The organism is Humidesulfovibrio mexicanus (genome assembly GCF_900188225.1).
Classification (GTDB): Bacteria; Desulfobacterota; Desulfovibrionia; order Desulfovibrionales; family Desulfovibrionaceae; genus Humidesulfovibrio; species Humidesulfovibrio mexicanus.
The window spans coordinates 137,521-155,667 of the sequence record NZ_FZOC01000004.1 but is presented as its reverse complement, the minus strand read 5'-3'; the positions used below and the strand labels follow the sequence as shown (position 1 = coordinate 155,667).

Genomic DNA, 18,147 nt, shown 5'->3' with positions numbered 1-18,147 from the left:
GGGCAAAAGCCGGAACGGGGGAATCATGTTGAAGAAAATCGCGACGCTTGTCCAGGGGGCCGGGCACTGCGTGTTGGCCACCTGCGGCGGCGAAGGGGCCGCGCCCCACACCTCGCTTATGAGCTTTTGCGCGGCGGACGACTGTCTGGAATTCTGGATGGCCTCCCTGGCGGACACGCGCAAGCATCGAAACCTTTTGGCCAATCCGAACGCAAGCCTGCTTTTCGACGACCGGGGGCTTTCTGGCGCGGCGGCAGGGCCCTCCCTGGCGCTTACCGTGTCGGCGCGGCTCGCGCCGTTCACGTCGCCGGAGCTTGAGACCCTGGCCCTGGGCGCCCTGGCCGCCCGGCATCCCGCCCTGCGGGATTTTCTGGCCCTGGAAGGCGTTGTGCCGCTTCGGCTCCAGGCCGTCAGCTTCCAGCTGCTTTCCGGGCTCTCGGATGTTTTTTTCATCGAGGCAGAGAAAATGCTTGACGCTGGGACGCGTAGGGCTTAATTCTGCCTTCCTCGCGTGGGCTCGTAGCTCAGTGGATAGAGCGCCGGACTACGAATCCGTAGGCCGCAGGTTCAAATCCTGCCGGGCCCACCACGTGAAAGCCAGTGGCCGCTGTCGAAAGATGGCGGCCACTTTTTCTTTTCCGCGCCGTGTTCTCCCTTCTGCATTTTCCCGCATTGAAAGCGCCCATGCGCACGCGCTCCGGGTTGGCGCGTCTCGCCTTTACGCAGTCGCCTAAATGGGTATTCCCAAATATTGCCGAAGATGCGTACAAAATGTATAGTCCATTCTAATTGACCAGAGCGGATTCAATGTGTTGCAGCCTCGCACGTCGGTGCCGGAGGGGGTCTCATGTGCGCCCTATGGAAAAAGAAGCCCGCCGGTCCTGCGCCCCGGGGAAGGGCCGATGCGGTCTCGGAAATTCTTGGCGAAGCCGTCAGCCAAAGGGTGCGCGCCTGTTTGACCTTTTTGGACGACGTGACGAACATCAAGGATCTTGTCGTCTCTTTCGAGGAAGCGGACGCGGAAGGGGTGGTCGTGCGCATCCCCTCGCTGTGCGGGATGCCGGAGAATTGGATCGGAGCGCCTGTTGTCTGCCACTTCCGAATCAACGATGCGCAACGCGAAAAGCGGATGCTGTTTTTCAAGTTTTCCACCAGCGTCATCGCCGTGGAGCCAACAACGGACGGGGAGGTGCGCATCGGGCTTGCAGCGCCCGAGGCGCTGGAGAACGCGCAGCAGCGTCGTTGTGTCCGGGTCGCTGTGGACAGCGCCCGTGTGCCTCTGTTTTCCCTGTGGCTCGGCCTGCCGGAAGGGACCAGGATTGCCGGGAACAGCCCCCGGATCGTCAGCGGAAACGCCGCGAGCGCCTGTGTCCGCATGGGGAATCTCTCCACAACGGGTCTGCGGCTCATTGTGCGGACCGATGCCGAGGGGGCGCTGGCTTCCGAGTTGCAGGACGCGCAGGGCTGCGCGTTCTATTTTGAGGCCAAGCGTGAGGATGCCGACACCACGGAGGCGTTTTTCGCCAACGCGAAATTGCGCAACGTCCAATGCGAGGCCGGAAGGGAGGAGGCGTTGCTCGGATTCGAGTTCCTGGCCGAAGGGGCCATTGACGATGACGGCTGCATCAAATGGGAGCCGCTCAAGTCCGGCGAGATCACCGGCCTGGGGCCATTTGTCTTCAAATGGAATCTGACCGACTTTTGCAAGGGCAGGACCATGCAGTAGCGCCTTGGGCCGTTTCTAATCGCTCCAGCGTTCACGGATGGCGATGATCTCCTCCTGGTTCTGGAAGAAGGCCTCCACCACGGCAGGGTCGAACTGGGTGCCCGCCCCCGCGCGGATGAGTTCGCCTGCCTTGTCCGGGCTCATGGCCTGCTTGTAGGGCCGGTCGCTGCACAGGGCGTCGTACACATCCACAACCGAGACGATGCGCGCCTCCAGCGGGATGTCTTCCCCGGACAGGCCAAAGGGATAGCCCGTGCCGTCCCAACGCTCGTGGTGGCACAGGGCCAGCACGCGCGCCAGGTTCAGCTGCTCGTTGCCGGACATCTCGCGCATCAGCAGCGGGTCGGAGCACAGGCGGTGCGCCTCGTCCTTGCTGTCCAGCGGCCCGAGTATTTCGCAGCCGTACACGCAATGCTTGCGCATGATGTCCCATTCCTCCTGCGTGAGCCGCCCCGGCTTGAGCAGCACCTCGTCGGGGATGCCGATCTTGCCCACGTCGTGCAGGGGGGCGCATTCGCCCAGAAGCTCGCTGCGCTCCTCGTCCATGCCCATGGCCCGGCCGAGCAGGCGGCTGATCTGCCCCACGCGGATGACGTGGCGGCCGGTCTCGTTGTCCTTGTATTCCGCGGCGCGGGAAAGCCGCTGCATCACCTGCCTGCGGGTCTCCTCAAGCTCGCGGGTGCGCTCGCGCACCAGGCGCTCCAGATTTTCCTGGTATTGCTTGTTCTCCTTGAGGAGCCGCGCCCGCTCAAAGGCCTTGTCCAGGGTGTAATCCAGGATGTTCAGGTTGTGCAGGGGCTTGGTGATGAAGTCCCAGGCGCCCATGCGCATGGCCGAAAGCGCGTCCTCCACGATGCCCACGCCAGAGAGCACGATGATGGGGATCTCGGGCGCCTCTGCCGAGGCGTAGCCGATGAAGGAATATCCATCCATGACGGGCATGTTCAGGTCCACCACCACGGCCCGCACGCGGTCGCGGTTGGCGCGCAGGGCCTCCAGGCCTTCCAGGCCGTTGGCGGCCTCCATGGTGTCGTACTCCAGGTCCTCCAGGTGCGCGGAAAGCGAACGCCGCAAGCCCGGCTCGTCGTCGATGATGAGGATGGTCATGCGTCGTCTCCCGGAAGGTTGAGCAGGGTGCGTATGCGCTTGAGCATGAGCGCCATGTCGCAGGGTTTGAAGAAGACGTCCTCCTCGCCCAGGCCGCGCGCCGTAAGCTCCGGCGTCAGGGCGAAGTCCATGGACCCCGTGTGCAGAATGTGCTTTGAGCACAAGCCCCTGGCCTGGGCGGCGAGGATGAAGGCCCGCCCGTCCATTCCCGGCAGGCGCATGTCCACGATGCACAGGTCGGCCGGTTCGGCCGTAAGCGTTTCCAGCGCTTCCTCGGCGGACACGCAGGCCCGCAGCGAAAAGCCGTAGTCTTCCAGATAGTCGAACAGAAGCTGGCGGATGCGCTCCTCGTCGTCGATGATCATGATGCGTGGGCTGGTCACTGGGGGGCCTCCGCGTCGTGTTCCGTCGGCAGCTCGATGCTGAAGCGCGTCCCTTCTCCGGGTTGGGAGCGCACGCTCATCCTGCCTCCGTGGCCTTTGGTGATGATGAAATAGGACACGGACAGGCCGAGCCCGGTGCCCACTCCCGGCGGCTTGGTGGTGTAGAAGGGTTCGAACACCCGGCGCTGCACATCCGGCGGCATTCCCGGCCCGTTGTCCTCGATCTCGATGCGCACATATTCGCCTGCGCTGGCGGCGCGGATGGTGATGACGGGCTCCTGGTCTTGGCTTGTGGCCTCTGCAAGGGCCTGGGCCGAATTGCGCAACAGGTTCAGCAGCACCTGTTCGATCTCCGTTTCCGTGCAATTCACTGCGGGCAGGTCGTCCGCATAGTCCCGTATGAGCCGGATGCGCTTGAAGTCGTAGCTCTTTTTCAGGTCGTAGTCGCTGCCGGCCAGGGTAATCGCCTTGTCGATGATGGCGGGCAGGTCGCAGATCTTCCGGCGCGATTCGCTGGAGCGGCTGAAGTCGAGCATGTGCCGGATGATGGCCGAAGCGCGAACTGCGGCGGCCTGGATGTCCGCTATGAAGACGTCGAGCTTGCGTTCCTGCATGTACTTGGCCAGGGTGTCCATCTCAAGCCCCAGGCGTTTCGCCGTCTCGATGTTTTTCTTGAAGTCCGGCTTGGTGCGTTGCACCAGGTTCTGGGCGGCCTGCAGCACGATGCCCAGGGGGTTGTTGATCTCGTGTGCGATGCCGGCGGCGATGCCGCCCACCGAGATCATCTTCTCGGTCTGGATCATCATCTCCTGCATTTTCTTCAGCTCGGTCACGTCGCGCACAAGGCCCAGAATGTAGCGTTTGTCCCCTATGGTGATGAGGTGGCAGGAGATGGCGCACTGGATGATCTGGCCGTCCTTCTTGCGCCCTTCGAACTCGTAGTGCTCCACGTGTCCGTCCTTGCGGATCATCTCGTGGATGACGGCGCGGCTGGATTCTTTGGCGTAGAAGGCCATGCCTGCCGAGTCCTTGCCGATCAGCTCCTGGTTGCTGTAGCCGGTGAGCTTCTGGAAGGCCTCGTTCGCGTCGGCGAAGCGGTTGTCGTCGGTGTCCACCAGGGCCATGGCCTCCGGCGAGTAGCGGAACAGCCGGGAGAAGCGCTCCTCTGACTGGCGGAGCTGCTCCTCGGCCTCCAGCCGCTCGGTGATGTCCTGGAACATGCCCAGCACGCCCACGGCCGCTCCGTCCTCGTCCAGCAGGGGCAGCTTGCTTGTCTCAAGCCAAATATGCCTGCCATCGTCCAGGACCAGGGGCTCCACGAAGCCCAGCTTGGGCGTCATGCTGGCCATGACCTGCTGGTCGTCCAGGCGGTACGAGGCGCTGGCCTCCGGCGACAGCGGCAGGTCGAAATCGGTCTTGCCGATGACATCCATGGGGGTGGTAAAGCCCAGAGCCCTGGCGAAGGCCTTGTTGCAGCCCAGGAACACGCAGTTCTTGTCCTTCCAGAAAATGGACAGGGGCACAGTGTTCAGGATGCTCTCCAGCAGCCTGCGGTTCTCCCGCAGTTCCTGCTCGGCCCTGTGCCGCTCGGTCACGTCGCGGGCCACGGTCATGCGGTATTTGGCCTCGCCGATCTCCATGACCTGGCTGGAGAGCGAGAGGATCATCTCCTGGCCGTCGCCCCTGTGGCCGATGACTTCCTCGTTCAGCACCTGGCCGAAGCGGCGCACGCGGTCCACCAGGTCCTCCAGCTGCCGCGGGTCGGTGTAGAGCCCAAGGTCGGCCACGGTCTTGCCGATCACCTCCTCGCGGTCCCGGCCATGGGTCTCGCAGAAGGTCTCGTTCACGTCCACCACCAGCCCGCTGTCAAGGTCGGAGAGGACGATGCTGTCTGGCGAAAGGCGGAACAGGCTCGAAAAGCGTTCCTCGGACTGGTGCAGCAGCTCCAGGGCGCGCATCCGCTCGGTGATGTCCTCCAGCGTGGCCACCACGCCATGCACTTCGCGGCCTTCCACGGCAAGGGGGGTGGCGTTCAGATACAGGGCCTTGCGCTCGTCGGCCGCGCTCCGCCGCCAGACCAGCAGCCCTACGATGGAGGCGCGGTCCCGCAGGACTTGGGCAAAGGGCGAGTTCGGGCCTTCCAGGGGCTGCCCCTCGCCGTCCTCCAGGTCGATGGTCCTGGGCGGCGGCCCGTCCGGCGGGATGTCCAGGATGGTCCTGGCCTGCCGGTTCAGGTACTCCGGTCTTCCAGACGCTCCGAAGGTGACGATGCCCACAGGGGAGAGCTCGGTGAGGGCGCGGTGGTCGGCCTCGGAATTGCGCAGGCTGGTCATGAGGCGGCGCAGGGCGCCCAGGGCCAAAAACACGGTGAGCAGCGTGACCAGGGAGATGGCGCCGCTTACCGCGGCCAGCCGGGTCGCCGGGGCCAGCACCTCGTCCTCGTCGGCCTCCAACACCAGCACCCACTGCGTGGTCTCGTTCAGGCGGCTGATGCACATGCGGCGGGCGCCGTTGCGGGTGAAGCGGAACACGCCGCCCTGGCGCGCGTTGGCCAGCAGTTGCTGCGCATGGCTGGCCGCCTGGCCGTTGGCCGCGCGCACGCCGAAAGCGCCGGGAGCAGCCCAGCCCGGCGTGCCGAGCACCGCGCCGTCCCGGTTCATGAGGTAGGCTCCCCCGGACTGGCCGATGCGCGAGTCGTTGAGCATCTCGCGCGCAAAGGCGTCGATGCTGATAAGCCCCACCACCACGCCGATAACGGAGCCCCCCGGGTCGCGCAGGGGCGTGGAGCTGACCAGCGTTGGCCGTCCGGTCACGCGCGAGACGGTGAGCGTTTCCAGGACGTGGTGCCCGGCCGCCGCCTGGGTGAAGTAGCGCCTGTCGGAAATGATCAGGTGCTCGGTCAGGGTCTGGTCGGAGGCCAGGACAAGCCTGCCCCGGAGATTCATGAGGTATGCGCGGTCAAAGGCCCCGTTGCGCACGTAGGCGTCGAGCTTGCGCTGGGCCGCAACCCGGGCCGAGCGCCCCAGGTAGGAGTCCTCCAGGGCCAGGCGCAGCACGTCCTCCTGGGCCATGAGGTTGGTCTGCATGACCATGTCGTGGGTCTGCATGGTGATCTCGCGGTCCAGGAAGCTCAGGGCCTGGGTGATTTGCCCCTGCGCGAGATTCTCCACCGTGGCCCTGGTGTAGAAGTAGGCCACAAGCGTGGTCACCAGCACGCCCACGGCCACTATGCTCAGCACCGGGGCCAGGTAGCGGCTGGCGGTGAAGCGGCGCACGGGACCGGCAGGCTGTGGGCTCATTTGAGCACCACTTCCGCCGCTTCGATGATCTCGAAGGGGATTTGGACCTTCAGCCTGTCCGCCGTCCGGAGGTTCACCACCACGATGCCCTTGGTGTTGACGCGCACGGGCAGGCCGCCTGCCGCCAGTCCCCGCTCCAGCACCTGCCGGGCCATGGCGCCGGCAAGCTGGCCCTGCTCCTGCGCGGATTCGAGCACCCCGCACATCTGGCCGTGCCTGAGCACATAGTCCGCGAAACCCACGGTGGGCAGACGGTTGGCCGAGTCGGTCCAGGCGGCCACTGTGTCGCCAGGGACCACCGCGCCGGTGTTTTCGTCGCGCAGGGAGAGATAGATGCCCAGGGCCAGGGCGTCGGCGTTCTTCTGGGCGGCGCGCACCAGCCGCTGCCACTGCTGGAAGGAGTCCGTACGGCGCACCGCGACCGTCTTCACCGCGAAGGGGCCGCCCTGGCGGCGTTCCTCGGCCATGTCGTCAAGGACGTAGCCGCTTGATTCGGACATGTCGGTCAAGAGCGCCACCCGCCGCGCGGAGGGCTGTATTTTGCGCAAAAGGGCGAAGCTTTCGCGGAAGTGCCAGCGTTCGCGCACGCCGGAGACGTTTTTTGCCGGATAGCCGTACAGGGACAGGGGCGCGTTGACCCCGCAGAAGATCACCTGCGGTTCGCCCCGGTTGCGCAAATGGGGTGCGACCAGGTGCGTCTGGGCCGCATCGTCCACGGCGATGACCACGGCCGGGCGGCGTTCAAAAATTTTTGCAAGGGCGTTCATGCCCTTGGCGCGCAGACTGTCCTGGTCCAGGTCGTGCTTGGCGTCGAGGTAGACGGTCTCCAGCTCCACCGGCAGGCCGCGCAGGGCCGCGCGCAGCCCCTGGTTCAGCGCCTGGCACCAGACATACTCCGCATCGTAGCTGTGCACCACGAAAACCCGCGCGGGGGACTGTCCGGCGCGGGTCTGCCCAAGGGCCGACCCTCCTGGGAACAGGGCTTGGACAAGCAGCAGGCAGATCAGGACCCAGCGCATGAGCCACTCCAATGGCGACACCGGACAGGTTGTCCCACGTGGCCGGGGGGGAAGCCACATGAAATCCACAGTATGCAAAGCTGTCCGCCATGTCCAGCCTCCCGGCGGAAGGCGTGGGGTCCTTCTATTGCGCCACCACCTCCGCAGCCTCGATGAGGGAAAAGGGAACAAGGATTCCAAAGCGTTTTGCCGTCTTGAGGTTGAGGTAGATGACGCCTTTCTGGTTGATGCGCACGGGCAGCTCGCCCGCCTTGTTGTTGTGCTCCAGTAGGCTGCGGGCCATGGCCGCCGCCAGCGCCCCCTGCTCCCGGCCGGAGCTCAGGATGCCGCAGAGCAGCTCGTGCTTGCGGGCGTATTCGCCGAATCCGATTGTCGGCAGTCGGTTGGCCGCCTCGGTCCAGGCATGGATTGTCTCTGGGGGCACCACTTGGCCGGTGCGTTCGTCGCGCAGGGAGTGGAACAGGCCAACGGCAAGCGCATCTGCCCGGTTTTGCAGGCTCTTTACCGCGCGTTGCCACTGTTGGAAGGTGCCCACCTTGTTAAGCCCAACGATCGTGGCGCTCATGGGGCCGGCTTTAGCCATTTCCTCCCGAATGCCAGCCAGCAGAAAGATGCTGGTTTCGGAATCGTCGGTGACAAGGCCCACGCGCTTCACGCGCGGGGAGATCTGCTGCATCAGCTCCACGCTTTGACGGAAGTGCCAGCGCTCGCGCACGCCGGAAACGTTGGCCGCCGGGAAGCCGTAGTTCTTCAGGGGCGCGTTGACCCCGCAGAAGATGACCTGCGGTCTGACCCGGCCCCGCAAGTAGGGGGCGCTCAGGTAAATCTGCGCGGGGTCGTCCACCGCGATGACAATCTCTGGGTCGGAGGTCTCGATGCGCTCAAGCAGAGCCTTGGCCTTGGCGCGCATGTTCTCTACGGATTGGTCACGTTTGGCGTCCAGGTAGACGGTTTCGATGCGCGCCTTGGCCCCGCGCAGGCCGTCTCGCAGGCCCTGCTCAATGGCGTCGGTCCAGGGGTAATCCTTGGTGTAGCTGTGCACGATGAATATCTGCGGGGTTTTCTGCCCGCGAATCGGCTCTTGGGCGGCGAGGCGCGCAGCGTGCGCGTGTTCGTCCGCGACGAGGGGGGCGGGCAGGCCGGACAGGAGCAGCAAAATCGCCGCCAGCGAAAAAACGAGACGACTGTATCGCGTGTGTCGCAGCATGGGGCCTCCGTTTTGAGCATCTGGTGCGCACGGGGCCGTGGCTGGGGGACCACGCCTGTTCGGGGTCCGGACCGCTGCGCAGCGGTCCGGACGGGGATCGTGCCTAGACCTGGAATTCGCCGCCTTTGTAAATGACGATGCTGCCGCCCCCGGCAAGCCGCGCGGTGACGGTCTTGTCCTCGGTGTTCACCAAGTCCCAGTGCAGGGCCGAATCGTTGAAGCCGAGCTCTCGCTTTTTCGCCTCGTCCAGGCTGGTCTGGTCCCCGGAATAGGTGTCGGAATAGCTCGCGCCAACGGCCACGTGGCAGTTGCCGTGCTCGCCGCCGTAGTTCTCGTCAAAGAGCGTGCTGGCCATGAAGGCGTTGATGCGCGAGTGCCTGCGGTCGGTAAGGGAGAATTCGCCCAGGCGGGATGCGCCTTCGTCCATGGCCAGTTGCTTGCGCACGAATTCCTGGCCTTCCTCGGCCGTGGCCCGGGTCACAATGCCCGCCTGGAACTCCAGCCGCACGCCTGCCACGCGGTTGCCGGAGCGGTAGGAGGGCTGGTCGGCGTAGTACACGCCCTCGGTGCCGCGCCAGTCCGGCGAGAGGAAGACCTCGAAGCTTGGAATGTTGTGCCCGGAGACGCCCAGCCAGCGGCGCGACAGGCCCGGAGTCACGCTCAGGTCGCAATGCTCGCTCTCTATCCTGATCCGTTCGATGTCGAGCGCCCCCAGGGCCTGCTTCACGCGGGCCACATCGGCGTGGACCTCGCGCCATTTGGCCACCGGGTCGTCGGTGTCCAGAAAGCAGGCGCGTCTGATCTGCCCTGCGTAGTCCTCCAGCGAGAGCCCGGCGCAGCGGGCCTGCTCAGCCGTGGGGTAGGCGCAGAGCGTCCAGCCGAAATCGCCGGTCTGCTCGCGCTTTTCCATTATTTCGCGCAGATACTTGCGCGCCACGGCGGCCAGTCCAATTTTCGCCGGGTCCACCCCGGCCAGGTGCGTCAGCGAGGAGGGCGCGATGAGGGAGATGAGGCCGTTGAGCCCTTCGGTGAACTCGCGGTCGCCGGGCAGAACCGCCTTGATTTGCGTCTCGGAGCCCAGCCCGTAGAACGAGACCTCCATGGTGCTGGTGAGGTTTTGCCTGGGCGCAGGGACCATTCCCTCGGCCATGAGCAGGGCGTGCATGGCCTCGGCCAGGGGGGTGGCCTCCGGGTCGAAGCGCAGCAGGATGACGTCGCCGGGGCGGTAGGGCTTGGTGCGGGCTGTGGTGAGCCCCCACCACAGGGTGCGGGCGTATTTTTCCAGTTCGGCGGGCGAAAACATGCGCAAGCCTCGTTTGTGGGGCAAAGGTTGTCGTCCGGCGGTCGCCGGGCGGTGGTTCAATACGTACTCCAGACCAGCGCGAAGCTCAACCATTGAGAACGCCCCGGAATGTCTGTGATAAAGATGTCAATGCCCGCCATGTCTTGACACGGGGCGTCCCTGCATATATCAGCAAGCCCGGAGCCAGCGCGCTCGCAGCCTGGCTTGCGGGCCTGGAAACAACGGCGCCTGGCCCACCGGGAAGCGTCCTATGCGTGATGTGGAGGGGACGCCACCGGTCGGGGCTGACGATATTCTATTACACACCTGGAGGGTACAATGGGCTACAAGGTTACTGTCGATAACGACAAGTGCATCGGCGATGGCGAGTGCGTGGACGTTTGCCCGGTCGAAGTCTATGAGCTGCAGGACGGCAAGGCCGTTCCGGTGAACATGGAGGAGTGCCTGGGCTGCGAGTCCTGCGTGGAAGTCTGCGAGCAGGACGCCATCACCATTGAGGAAGAGTAGCACCAACAGTTCCGGCTGAGACGGCAGGGGCGGCGCAGAGCCGCCCCGACGCCGTCGCCCCGCCTTGCGCGGGGGCGGGCTTCGCGACATTTCCGCCCGGAAGGGCGGCACCGGGCCGGGAACATCCCGGCCTTTTTGTATCGCGTTGTCATTGGCGGTTTGGCGCGTGTTGGCCGCCGTTTTCGCACCACCTGCGAGGAGTGCCCATGACCCTTGATTTTTCCGAATTTTTCCGGCGCTATGAGGCGATCATCGCCGAAGCGGACCAGGTCTTCAATACCGTAAAGGAACGCTACGCCGACAACGTGCGCTGCGAGAAGGGCTGCTGCGACTGTTGCCACGCCCTGTTCGACCTGACCCTGGTCGAAGCCCTGTACCTGAACGCCAACTTTCTGGGGCGCTTTTCCGGCAAGGCCAAGAGCGCCGTGCTGGAGCGCGCCGACGAGGCCGACCGCCTGGTGCACCGCCTCAAGCGCGATGCCTTCAAGGCCGTGCAGGAAGGAGCCAAAAGCCAGGACATACTGGCCCAGATGGCCAAGGTGCGCGTGCGCTGCCCGCTTCTGGACGACAACGGCGCGTGCCTCATGTACGACAAGCGCCCCGTGACCTGCCGCATCTACGGCGTTCCCACGGCCATCGGCGGCCAGGCCCACACCTGCGGCAAGTCCGGCTTCGAGAAGGGCAAGGCCTACCCCACGGTCTACCTGGACCGCATCCAGGACAAACTGTACGCCCTGTCCCACGAGCTGGCCGCGACCCTGGGCTCGCGCTACACGGAACTGGGCGAGCTCCTTGTGCCGCCCTCCCTGGCGCTCATGACCGAATACTCCGAGGAATATCTCGGCATCGGCCCGGCCCCGAAGGAGGAGACCGTGACCCTCAAGGATCCTCCGGCGCCCAAGGCCGCCGCCCCGGCCGCGCCCGCCGCCCCGGCCGCGCCCGCCGCCCCGGCCGCGCCCGCCGCCCCGGCCGCGCCCGCCGCCCCGGCGCGTCCGCGCGCCCAGGCCGCGCCCAAGGCCAAACCCGGCAAGGGGATGCCCGCCTGCGCGGGCTGTTCGCCCGAGTCGAAACCCGGCGGCTGCGCGGGCTGCACCCCGCAGAGCTTCACCATCGGCCAGGCCCCGGCCAAGCCCGCCAAGACGGCGGGGAAAAAGTCCGCCGCGTCGAAAAAGGCCAAGGGATAGCCCCATGCAGCCCATGTACACGCAGGAACAGGTGGAGGAGCAGAAGCGCGCCATGTACGAAGGCCTTTCGCCCCGGCGCAGGCGGTTCGTGGATCGCATCGGCTACGAAAACTGGGACCCCTACCAGGCCCCCTTCGACCCCATCGACATCCGCACCGACGCCCTCGGGCTCACCACCCACGAGTTGCTGAACCGCTACTACAAGAGTCTGCCCGCGCCGCCGGACCCGGACTACATGCAGACCCTCTCCGAGTTCATGGTGCTGCTGGTGATGAACGTGGAAAAGGTGCGGCCCATTCTGGAGTTCAGCGAATGGTACGCCGAGCGCCTCAAGGAGCGCGGCATCAGCATCAAACCCAAGTCCGCCAGCGCGGGCGGTTCCCAGGAGTAAGCCCCATGACAGAGCCCACGTTCGCCAACGTCGACGAATACATCGCCCACCAGAAGGACAAGCTGCGCCAGGCGCCGGAGTGCGGCAACACCCACTACAACCTGGGCGTGGCCTACCTTTCCAAGCGCGAGTTCCAGGAAGCTGAGCGCTGCTTCCGCGAAGCCATGTCCAATTCGCCCAAGATGGCCGAGGCCTATGTGCAGTTGGGCGGCATCTGCCTGGAGCGCGGCGACATGGAAGGCTGCCTGAACTTCAACCGCCAGGCCACCCAGATCCGTCCGTTCTTCGCCGTGCCCTGGGGCAACATCGGCTTTGTGCTTCTGCAACTGGGCGATTCCGACAAGGCCATTCCCGCCCTGCAGAAGGCCATCAAGTACGACCCCAACTTCGTGCAGGCCATGGCCACCCTGGGCAGCGCCCATTTCTCCAGAGGCGAGCTGGACGATGCCCTGCCGCTCTTGAAGAAGGCCGTGGAGCTGCAGCCCATGTTCGGCCCGGCCTGGAACAACCTGGCCCTTGTCCAGGCCGAGCTCGGCCAATGGGCCGAGGCCGCGGCCAGCGTGAAGAAGGCCCAGGAGTCCGGCTACGACGTGCCCCAGGCCCTGCTCGACGAAATCGCCGCCAAGGCGAAGTAGAACCCGCGCCGTACGGGCGCGCCGGGGGCGTGCATGGCCCGTTTTCGCGATCTGAAGCATGATCTGCGCGAGACCCTCTCCAGTTCCGGCTGGCGCGAGGGTCTTGCCGTTTTTGACGAGGTTCCCGCCAGGAGGCTGGCCGGGCCGCTGTTCTCGCTCCTGCTCGACCGCGACGAGGCCGTGCGCTGGCGCGCCGTGGCCGCCTTCGGCCGCGCCGTGGCCCGCCTGGCCGACAGCCGCGCACCCGGCGAGGGCCTGGAGGCCGCCCGCGTGGTGCTGCGCCAGTGCCTGTGGCGCATGAACGAGGAGTCCGGCGGGCTTGGCTGGGGGGTGGCCGAGGCCATGGGCGAAACGCTCGCCCTGCACGGCCGCCTGGCCGGGGAGTTCCACCGCGTGCTGGCCTCTTACGTGCGCGAGGAGGTGCGCGGCGAGGGCAACTATCTGGAGCATACGCCGCTGCGGCGCGGGGTGTACTGGGCCCTTGGCCGCCTGGCCCAGGTCCGGCCGGAGCTTGTGGCGGGCGAAACGCCGTCGCTTGTGGCCGCCCTTGCCGACGGGGACGGGGCCAACCGCGGCCTCGCCGCCTGGGCCCTGGGGCTGTGCTGCCCGGCGGACAGGGAGGAGCAGGCGCGCCTGGCCCTGGCGCCCCTGGATTCGGATCCGGCGGAGCTGACGCTTTTTCTGGATGGCGAACTGGTCACCTGCACGGTGGGCGGGCTGGCCCGGCAGGCCCTGGCCCGGTTGGGGAGCGGGGCATGACGCCGCGCCGACCAGCAGAACGCCGGGAGCAGGCCGCCCCGGTCCGAGTGAAGACTTCTCGCATTCTGCTGTTGACAAGCGCATGGGGTTTGGGTAAACGGTCCTTCCCTTGAGCGATTTAGGCGCGTAGCTCAGTTGGTTAGAGCACTTGCTCGACACGCAAGGGGTCAGGAGTTCAAGTCTCCTCGTGCCTACCATATTATGCGAAGAGGGAGGCCCTTGCCTCCCTCTTCCTTTTCCGCCGCTGGCCGCCGCGCCGCAGAAAGCCGGGGGGCCGGGGCAATAAGGAGCTTCGCCGTGCAGCTTTCCGTAGCCGGTCGGCAGATTTCCGTGGAGGCGGGCGCCACCTTCGCCGACGCCTTCAAAGAATCCCTGTCCAAGAAACAACTCAAGGAACTTGTGGTGGCCCGCTGCGGCGAGGCCCTCTTTGACCTCTCCGCCGCCATTCCGGACGGGTGCGAGGGCTTCGAGCCCGTGTACGCCGACTCTCCGGAAGGGCTTGAGGTCATCCGCCACTCCACCGCCCACCTCATGGCCGAGGCCGTGAAGAAGCTGTTCCCTTCGGCCAAGGTCACCATCGGCCCGGCCATCGACAATGGCTTCTACTACGATTTCGATTTCGAGCGGCCCTTCACGCCCGAGGATTTGCAGGCCATTGAGGCCGAGATGCAGCGGCTCGTGGGCGCGGACCGCCCCTTTGCGCGGGCCGAGCTTTCAAGCGCCGACGCGCGGAAGCAGTTCGCCGCCGAGGGTGAGACCTACAAGGTGGAGCTCATCGACGACCTGGGCGTGGAACGCGTGTCCACCTACACCCAGGGCGGCTTCACCGATTTGTGCCGCGGTCCCCACGTGCCGCGCACCGGCCTCCTGAAGGCCTTCAAGCTCACCAGCGTTGCCGGGGCCTACTGGCGCGGCGACGAGAAGAACCCCATGCTCCAGCGCATCTACGGCACCGCCTGGGCCAACCCCAAGGACCTCAAGCTCTACCTTGAGCGCATCGAGGAGGCCAAGAAGCGCGACCACCGCAAGCTGGGCGTGGCGCTCGACCTGTTCAGCTTCAGCGACGAGGTGGGCGGCGGCATGGTGCTGTGGCACCCCAAGGGGGCGCTGGTGCGCGCCATCCTTGAGGACTTCGAGCGCAAGGAGCATTTGAAGCGCGGCTACCAGTTCGTCCAGGGCCCGCTCATCCTCCGGCGCGAGCTGTGGGAGAAGAGCGGCCACTACGACAACTACCGCGAGAACATGTACTTCACCGAGATCGACGAGCAGGCCTACGGCATCAAGCCCATGAACTGCCTGTCGCACATGCTCATCTTCAAGAGCAGGCTGCGCAGCTACCGCGACATGCCCCAGCGCTATTTCGAGCACGGCGTGGTGCACCGCCACGAGAAGAGCGGCGTGCTGCACGGGCTGTTGCGCGTGCGCTCCTTCACCCAGGACGACGCCCACATCCTGTGCCGCCCGGACCAGCTGCGCGAGGAGATCATCGGCGTGGTGAAGTTCGTGCGCGACGTGATGGACATCTTCGGCTTCAACTTCGAGGCCGAGATCAGCACCCGGCCGGAAAAGAGCATCGGCAGCGACGAGGACTGGGACCGCGCCACCGGGGCGCTCAAGGACGCCCTGGAGCACATGGGCATGGCGTATGCCATCAACGAGGGCGACGGCGCCTTCTACGGCCCCAAGATCGACATCAAGATCAAGGACGCGCTGGACCGCAGCTGGCAGTGCGCCACCGTGCAGTGCGATTTCACCCTGCCGGAGCGCTTCGACCTCTCCTATGTGGGCGAGGACGGGAACAAGCACCGCCCGGTGATGCTGCACCGCGTGATCCTGGGCTCCATCGAACGCTTCATGGGCGTGCTCATCGAGCACTTCGCCGGGGCGTTCCCGGTGTGGCTCGCCCCGGTGCAGGCGCGCGTGCTCACCGTCACCGATGCGCACAACGCCCATGCGGAAAAAGTCTTGCGGTTTTTGCGGGAACAGGGCATACGCGCCGAAGCGGATGTGCGTAACGAGAAACTTGGGTACAAGGTGCGCGAGGCGCAGCTTGAGCGCATCCCCTACATGCTCATAGTCGGAGACAAGGAAGTGGAGGCCGACGGCGTCAACGTGCGTGTGCGCGGCGGTGCCGATGTCGGGTTTGCGGCGCTCCCGGAGGCCGCGCAGATGATCCGGGATGCGGCCATTGAACCTTTCAAGCGCGGAGGGATGAGCTATAGCTTTTCCTAGACGGCAGGACCAGCGTCCTCAGGATGATGGCGTCCGCCGAAACGAAAGAATCCGTATTCCCCAGGTGCGCGTGGTCGATGACGAGGGCACGCAGCTGGGCATAATGGCGACCTCAGAAGCCTTGGCCATGGCGCAGGGCAAGGGCCTCGACCTGGTCGAGGTGTCCCCCAACGCCGATCCTCCCGTCTGCCGCATCATGGACTACGGGAAGTTCAAGTACGAGCAGCAGAAGCGCCAGCAGGAAGCCAAAAAGAAACAGACGGTCATTCAGATCAAGGAAGTCAAGTTCCGTCCCAAGACCGACGAACATGACTACCAGACGAAGCTGAAGCACATCCGCCGCTTCCTGGAGGACGGCGACCGCTGCAAGGTGGCCGTGTTCTTCCGCGGACGCGAGATTGTGCACAAGGACCGTGGACAGACCATGCTCGACCGCGTGGTGGTCGATGTGGCGGATATCGCCAAGGTGGAGTCTCCGGCGTTGGCCGAGGGCCGCACCCTGGTGATGATGCTGACCCCGGTCAAGAAGTAACGACAGCCCTCGCGGCGGGCGCGTCCCCCGCGTGTGCATATTGTGAGGAGGATACACCATGCCCAAGATGAAGACCAACCGCAGCGCCGCCAAGCGCTTCGTCAGCAACGGCTCCGGCAAGTTCAAGCGCCGCCGCCAGAACCTGCGTCACATCCTGACCAAGAAGAGCGCCAAGCGCAAGCGCCGCCTGGGCCAGGGCACCTTGGTCGACGACGCCAATCTGGGCGCCGTGAAGCGTCTGCTGCCCTACGGCTAGCCCCTTTTTCGACAGCCACCCTTCAACCCCACGATCGTGCCTGTCGGCGCAAGCTGACCGTGCCTAAACGTATCGGAGGAACCGGATCATGAGAGTCAAGCGTGGAGTCGCCGCCCATCGTCGGCACAAGAAGTTTTTGAAGATGGCCAAGGGCTACATCGGCGCGGGCCACCGCCTGTACCGCACCGCCCGCGAGCGCGTCGAGCGCGCCCTGTGCTTCGCCTTCCGCGACCGCAAGCAGAAGAAGCGTGATTTCCGCCGTCTGTGGATCGTGCGCATCAACGCCGGCGCGCGCCTGAACGGTCTTTCCTACAGCAAGCTCATCGGCGGTCTGGCCAAGGCCGGCATTGAGGTGAACCGCAAGATGCTCGCCGATTTGGCAGTGCGCGAGCCCGCCGTGTTCGCCCAGGTCTGCCAGGCGGCCAAGGCGGCCAAGGCGTAGCCCGTGAACGAGATGCTCAAGTCCTTCCTGGAAGGACTCGACGGCCTGACCCTGGAGTGCCAAGCGCGCCGGGGTCAGGCTTGCAGTTTGAAGGACCTGGAGGCCCTGCGCGTCGAATTCCTCGGACGCAAGGGCAAGCTCGCCGCAGCCATGGGCGCGCTCTCCCAGATGGGACCCGAGGACAAGCCCGCCGCAGGCAGGAAGGCCAACGAGGTCAAGAACGCCCTCGTCGAGCTGCTCGAATCCCGCCAGGCCGAGCTTGAGGCCGAGGCCGCCAAGGGCGCGCTCTCCGGCTTCGACCCCAGCCTGCCCGGCCGCCGCCCGGCCGTTGGCAGCCTGCACCCCGTCACCCTGGCCATGCAGGAAATCTGCGAGGTGCTCACCGGCCTGGGTTTCGAGGTGGTCTCCGGGCCGGAGGTGGAGAACGACTGGAACAACTTCGAGGCGCTGAACATGCCGCCGGACCATCCCGCCCGCGACATGCAGGACACGCTGTACGTCTCGGACCGGGTGCTGCTGCGCACGCATACCTCTCCGCTGCAGGTGCGCACCATGCTTTCGCGCAGGCCGCCCGTGGCGGTCATCGCCCCTGGCAAGGTGTACCGGCGCGACTCCGACATCACCCACACGCCCATGTTCCACCAGATCGAGGGCCTGCTGGTGGACAAGAACGTGAGCATGGCCGATCTGCGCGGCACCCTCACCGCCTTCGTGCGCCAGCTCTTCAGCGCCGACACCAAGGTGCGCTTCCGCCCCAGCTTCTTCCCCTTTACCGAGCCCAGCGCCGAGGTGGACATCTCGTGCATGTTGTGCGGCGGCGAGGGCCATGTGCATGGCGAGCCGTGTCGCGTGTGCAAGAAGACCGGCTGGGTGGAGATTCTGGGCTGCGGCATGGTGGACCCCAACGTGTTCCGCGCCGTGGACAAGGTGGGCGTGGGCGGCTACGACCCCGAGTCCGTCACCGGCTTCGCCTTCGGCCTGGGCGTGGAGCGCGTGGCCATGCTCAAGTACGGCATCGGCGATTTGCGCATGTTCTTCGAGAACGACGTGCGCTTCCTCGAACAGTTCTCGTAAGTCCGCAAGCGCCCCGCGTCCCGCCTTCCGCCCAGGGCATCAGCCACGGCGAAGGCCGGGAACCGGGGCGTTATCGTTCCAACGGGGCGCT

At 65.7% G+C, this 18,147-nt stretch carries 18 protein-coding genes and 2 tRNA genes; 14 read left to right on the top strand and 6 right to left on the bottom strand.

The genetic code is table 11. The annotated features are described in order from the left end of the window. Nucleotides 1–25: 25 nt before the first annotated feature. From CHB73_RS09670 to CHB73_RS09660, 3 genes are all read left to right on the top strand, one after another. Nucleotides 26–496: a pyridoxamine 5'-phosphate oxidase family protein gene (locus tag CHB73_RS09670; protein ID WP_089274369.1), complete on the top strand. Its 471-nt coding sequence runs from the start codon at nucleotides 26–28 to the stop codon at nucleotides 494–496. Nucleotides 497–513: 17 nt separating this feature from the next. Next, nucleotides 514–589 (top strand) — tRNA-Arg (locus CHB73_RS09665). Nucleotides 590–847: 258 nt separating this feature from the next. Further along, nucleotides 848–1,726, top strand: a complete 879-nt coding sequence (locus CHB73_RS09660; protein ID WP_089274368.1) for a PilZ domain-containing protein — start codon at nucleotides 848–850, stop codon at nucleotides 1,724–1,726. Between the two features lie 15 nt (nucleotides 1,727–1,741). Here CHB73_RS09660 and CHB73_RS09655 read toward each other — a convergent pair whose 3' ends face one another. The 6 genes from CHB73_RS09655 to CHB73_RS09630 form a co-directional block, all read right to left on the bottom strand. Next, the gene (locus CHB73_RS09655) at nucleotides 1,742–2,833 is read right to left on the bottom strand and encodes an HD-GYP domain-containing protein (RefSeq protein WP_089274367.1); all 1,092 of its coding nucleotides are present in this window, start codon (nucleotides 2,831–2,833) and stop codon (nucleotides 1,742–1,744) included. After that, entirely contained in the window at nucleotides 2,830–3,216 is a 387-nt protein-coding gene (locus CHB73_RS09650) for a response regulator (RefSeq protein ID WP_089274366.1), read from the bottom strand. The genes CHB73_RS09655 and CHB73_RS09650 overlap by 4 nt, the downstream gene beginning before the upstream one ends. After that, nucleotides 3,213–6,515 (bottom strand): PAS domain S-box protein, encoded by a 3,303-nt coding sequence (locus CHB73_RS09645; protein WP_089274365.1) that lies wholly within the window; start codon nucleotides 6,513–6,515, stop codon nucleotides 3,213–3,215. The genes CHB73_RS09650 and CHB73_RS09645 overlap by 4 nt, the downstream gene beginning before the upstream one ends. Then, nucleotides 6,512–7,534, bottom strand: a complete 1,023-nt coding sequence (locus tag CHB73_RS09640) for an ABC transporter substrate-binding protein (protein WP_089274364.1) — start codon at nucleotides 7,532–7,534, stop codon at nucleotides 6,512–6,514. Before CHB73_RS09640 ends, CHB73_RS09645 begins: the two co-directional genes overlap by 4 nt. A gap of 124 nt (nucleotides 7,535–7,658) precedes the next feature. Further along, nucleotides 7,659–8,741, bottom strand: coding sequence for an ABC transporter substrate-binding protein (locus CHB73_RS09635; protein ID WP_089274363.1), 1,083 nt, complete (start codon nucleotides 8,739–8,741; stop codon nucleotides 7,659–7,661). Between the two features lie 103 nt (nucleotides 8,742–8,844). Further along, nucleotides 8,845–10,044 carry an aminopeptidase gene (locus CHB73_RS09630; RefSeq protein WP_089274362.1) on the bottom strand — a complete coding sequence of 400 codons (1,200 nt, stop codon included), beginning with the start codon at nucleotides 10,042–10,044 and terminating at the stop codon, nucleotides 8,845–8,847. 318 nt (nucleotides 10,045–10,362) lie between these two features. Between CHB73_RS09630 and CHB73_RS09625 the strand changes: the two genes are divergently transcribed. The 11 genes from CHB73_RS09625 (at nucleotide 10,363) to pheS (ending at nucleotide 18,056) form a co-directional block, all read left to right on the top strand. Beyond that, the gene (locus CHB73_RS09625) at nucleotides 10,363–10,551 is read left to right on the top strand and encodes a ferredoxin (RefSeq protein ID WP_089274361.1); all 189 of its coding nucleotides are present in this window, start codon (nucleotides 10,363–10,365) and stop codon (nucleotides 10,549–10,551) included. Between the two features lie 206 nt (nucleotides 10,552–10,757). Continuing rightward, nucleotides 10,758–11,735: a YkgJ family cysteine cluster protein gene (locus CHB73_RS09620; protein WP_143337356.1), complete on the top strand. Its 978-nt coding sequence runs from the start codon at nucleotides 10,758–10,760 to the stop codon at nucleotides 11,733–11,735. A 4-nt stretch (nucleotides 11,736–11,739) separates the two neighbouring features. Continuing rightward, nucleotides 11,740–12,126 carry a hypothetical protein gene (locus CHB73_RS09615; RefSeq protein WP_089274360.1) on the top strand — a complete coding sequence of 129 codons (387 nt, stop codon included), beginning with the start codon at nucleotides 11,740–11,742 and terminating at the stop codon, nucleotides 12,124–12,126. A 5-nt stretch (nucleotides 12,127–12,131) separates the two neighbouring features. Next, nucleotides 12,132–12,761 (top strand): tetratricopeptide repeat protein, encoded by a 630-nt coding sequence (locus tag CHB73_RS09610; RefSeq protein WP_089274359.1) that lies wholly within the window; start codon nucleotides 12,132–12,134, stop codon nucleotides 12,759–12,761. A 33-nt stretch (nucleotides 12,762–12,794) separates the two neighbouring features. Continuing rightward, nucleotides 12,795–13,520, top strand: coding sequence for a DVU0298 family protein (locus CHB73_RS09605; protein WP_089274358.1), 726 nt, complete (start codon nucleotides 12,795–12,797; stop codon nucleotides 13,518–13,520). A 120-nt stretch (nucleotides 13,521–13,640) separates the two neighbouring features. Next, nucleotides 13,641–13,717 (top strand) — tRNA-Val (locus tag CHB73_RS09600). Between the two features lie 100 nt (nucleotides 13,718–13,817). Continuing rightward, entirely contained in the window at nucleotides 13,818–15,752 is a 1,935-nt protein-coding gene (thrS, locus tag CHB73_RS09595; protein WP_089274357.1) for a threonine--tRNA ligase, read from the top strand. After that, nucleotides 15,739–16,284, top strand: a complete 546-nt coding sequence (infC, locus tag CHB73_RS09590) for a translation initiation factor IF-3 (RefSeq protein ID WP_089274356.1) — start codon at nucleotides 15,739–15,741, stop codon at nucleotides 16,282–16,284. Before thrS ends, infC begins: the two co-directional genes overlap by 14 nt. Nucleotides 16,285–16,342: 58 nt before the next feature. Beyond that, the gene (gene rpmI / locus CHB73_RS09585; protein ID WP_089274355.1) at nucleotides 16,343–16,540 is read left to right on the top strand and encodes a 50S ribosomal protein L35; all 198 of its coding nucleotides are present in this window, start codon (nucleotides 16,343–16,345) and stop codon (nucleotides 16,538–16,540) included. Nucleotides 16,541–16,628: 88 nt separating this feature from the next. Next, a complete protein-coding gene (rplT, locus tag CHB73_RS09580) occupies nucleotides 16,629–16,982 on the top strand; it encodes a 50S ribosomal protein L20 (protein WP_089274354.1) in 354 nt (117 codons plus the stop codon). Nucleotides 16,983–16,985: 3 nt separating this feature from the next. Further along, nucleotides 16,986–18,056 (top strand): phenylalanine--tRNA ligase subunit alpha, encoded by a 1,071-nt coding sequence (gene pheS, locus CHB73_RS09575; RefSeq protein WP_235641577.1) that lies wholly within the window; start codon nucleotides 16,986–16,988, stop codon nucleotides 18,054–18,056. The last annotated feature ends 91 nt before the right edge of the window (nucleotides 18,057–18,147 follow it).

Bases quoted from the DNA above. Each gene is read 5' to 3' on its own strand.
- rplT (WP_089274354.1), top strand. From the start codon at position 16,629: ATGAGAGTCAAGCGTGGAGTCGCCGCCCATCGTCGGCACAAGAAGTTT.
- CHB73_RS09615 (WP_089274360.1), top strand. From the start codon at position 11,740: ATGCAGCCCATGTACACGCAGGAACAGGTGGAGGAGCAGAAGCGCGCC.
- CHB73_RS09605 (WP_089274358.1), top strand. From the start codon at position 12,795: ATGGCCCGTTTTCGCGATCTGAAGCATGATCTGCGCGAGACCCTCTCC.
- CHB73_RS09640 (WP_089274364.1), bottom strand. From the start codon at position 7,534: ATGCGCTGGGTCCTGATCTGCCTGCTGCTTGTCCAAGCCCTGTTCCCA.
- CHB73_RS09620 (WP_143337356.1), top strand. From the start codon at position 10,758: ATGACCCTTGATTTTTCCGAATTTTTCCGGCGCTATGAGGCGATCATC.
- CHB73_RS09645 (WP_089274365.1), bottom strand. From the start codon at position 6,515: ATGAGCCCACAGCCTGCCGGTCCCGTGCGCCGCTTCACCGCCAGCCGC.
- CHB73_RS09635 (WP_089274363.1), bottom strand. From the start codon at position 8,741: ATGCTGCGACACACGCGATACAGTCGTCTCGTTTTTTCGCTGGCGGCG.
- CHB73_RS09655 (WP_089274367.1), bottom strand. From the start codon at position 2,833: ATGACCATCCTCATCATCGACGACGAGCCGGGCTTGCGGCGTTCGCTT.
- CHB73_RS09670 (WP_089274369.1), top strand. From the start codon at position 26: ATGTTGAAGAAAATCGCGACGCTTGTCCAGGGGGCCGGGCACTGCGTG.
- CHB73_RS09660 (WP_089274368.1), top strand. From the start codon at position 848: ATGTGCGCCCTATGGAAAAAGAAGCCCGCCGGTCCTGCGCCCCGGGGA.
- CHB73_RS09625 (WP_089274361.1), top strand. From the start codon at position 10,363: ATGGGCTACAAGGTTACTGTCGATAACGACAAGTGCATCGGCGATGGC.
- CHB73_RS09610 (WP_089274359.1), top strand. From the start codon at position 12,132: ATGACAGAGCCCACGTTCGCCAACGTCGACGAATACATCGCCCACCAG.
- CHB73_RS09630 (WP_089274362.1), bottom strand. From the start codon at position 10,044: ATGTTTTCGCCCGCCGAACTGGAAAAATACGCCCGCACCCTGTGGTGG.
- rpmI (WP_089274355.1), top strand. From the start codon at position 16,343: ATGCCCAAGATGAAGACCAACCGCAGCGCCGCCAAGCGCTTCGTCAGC.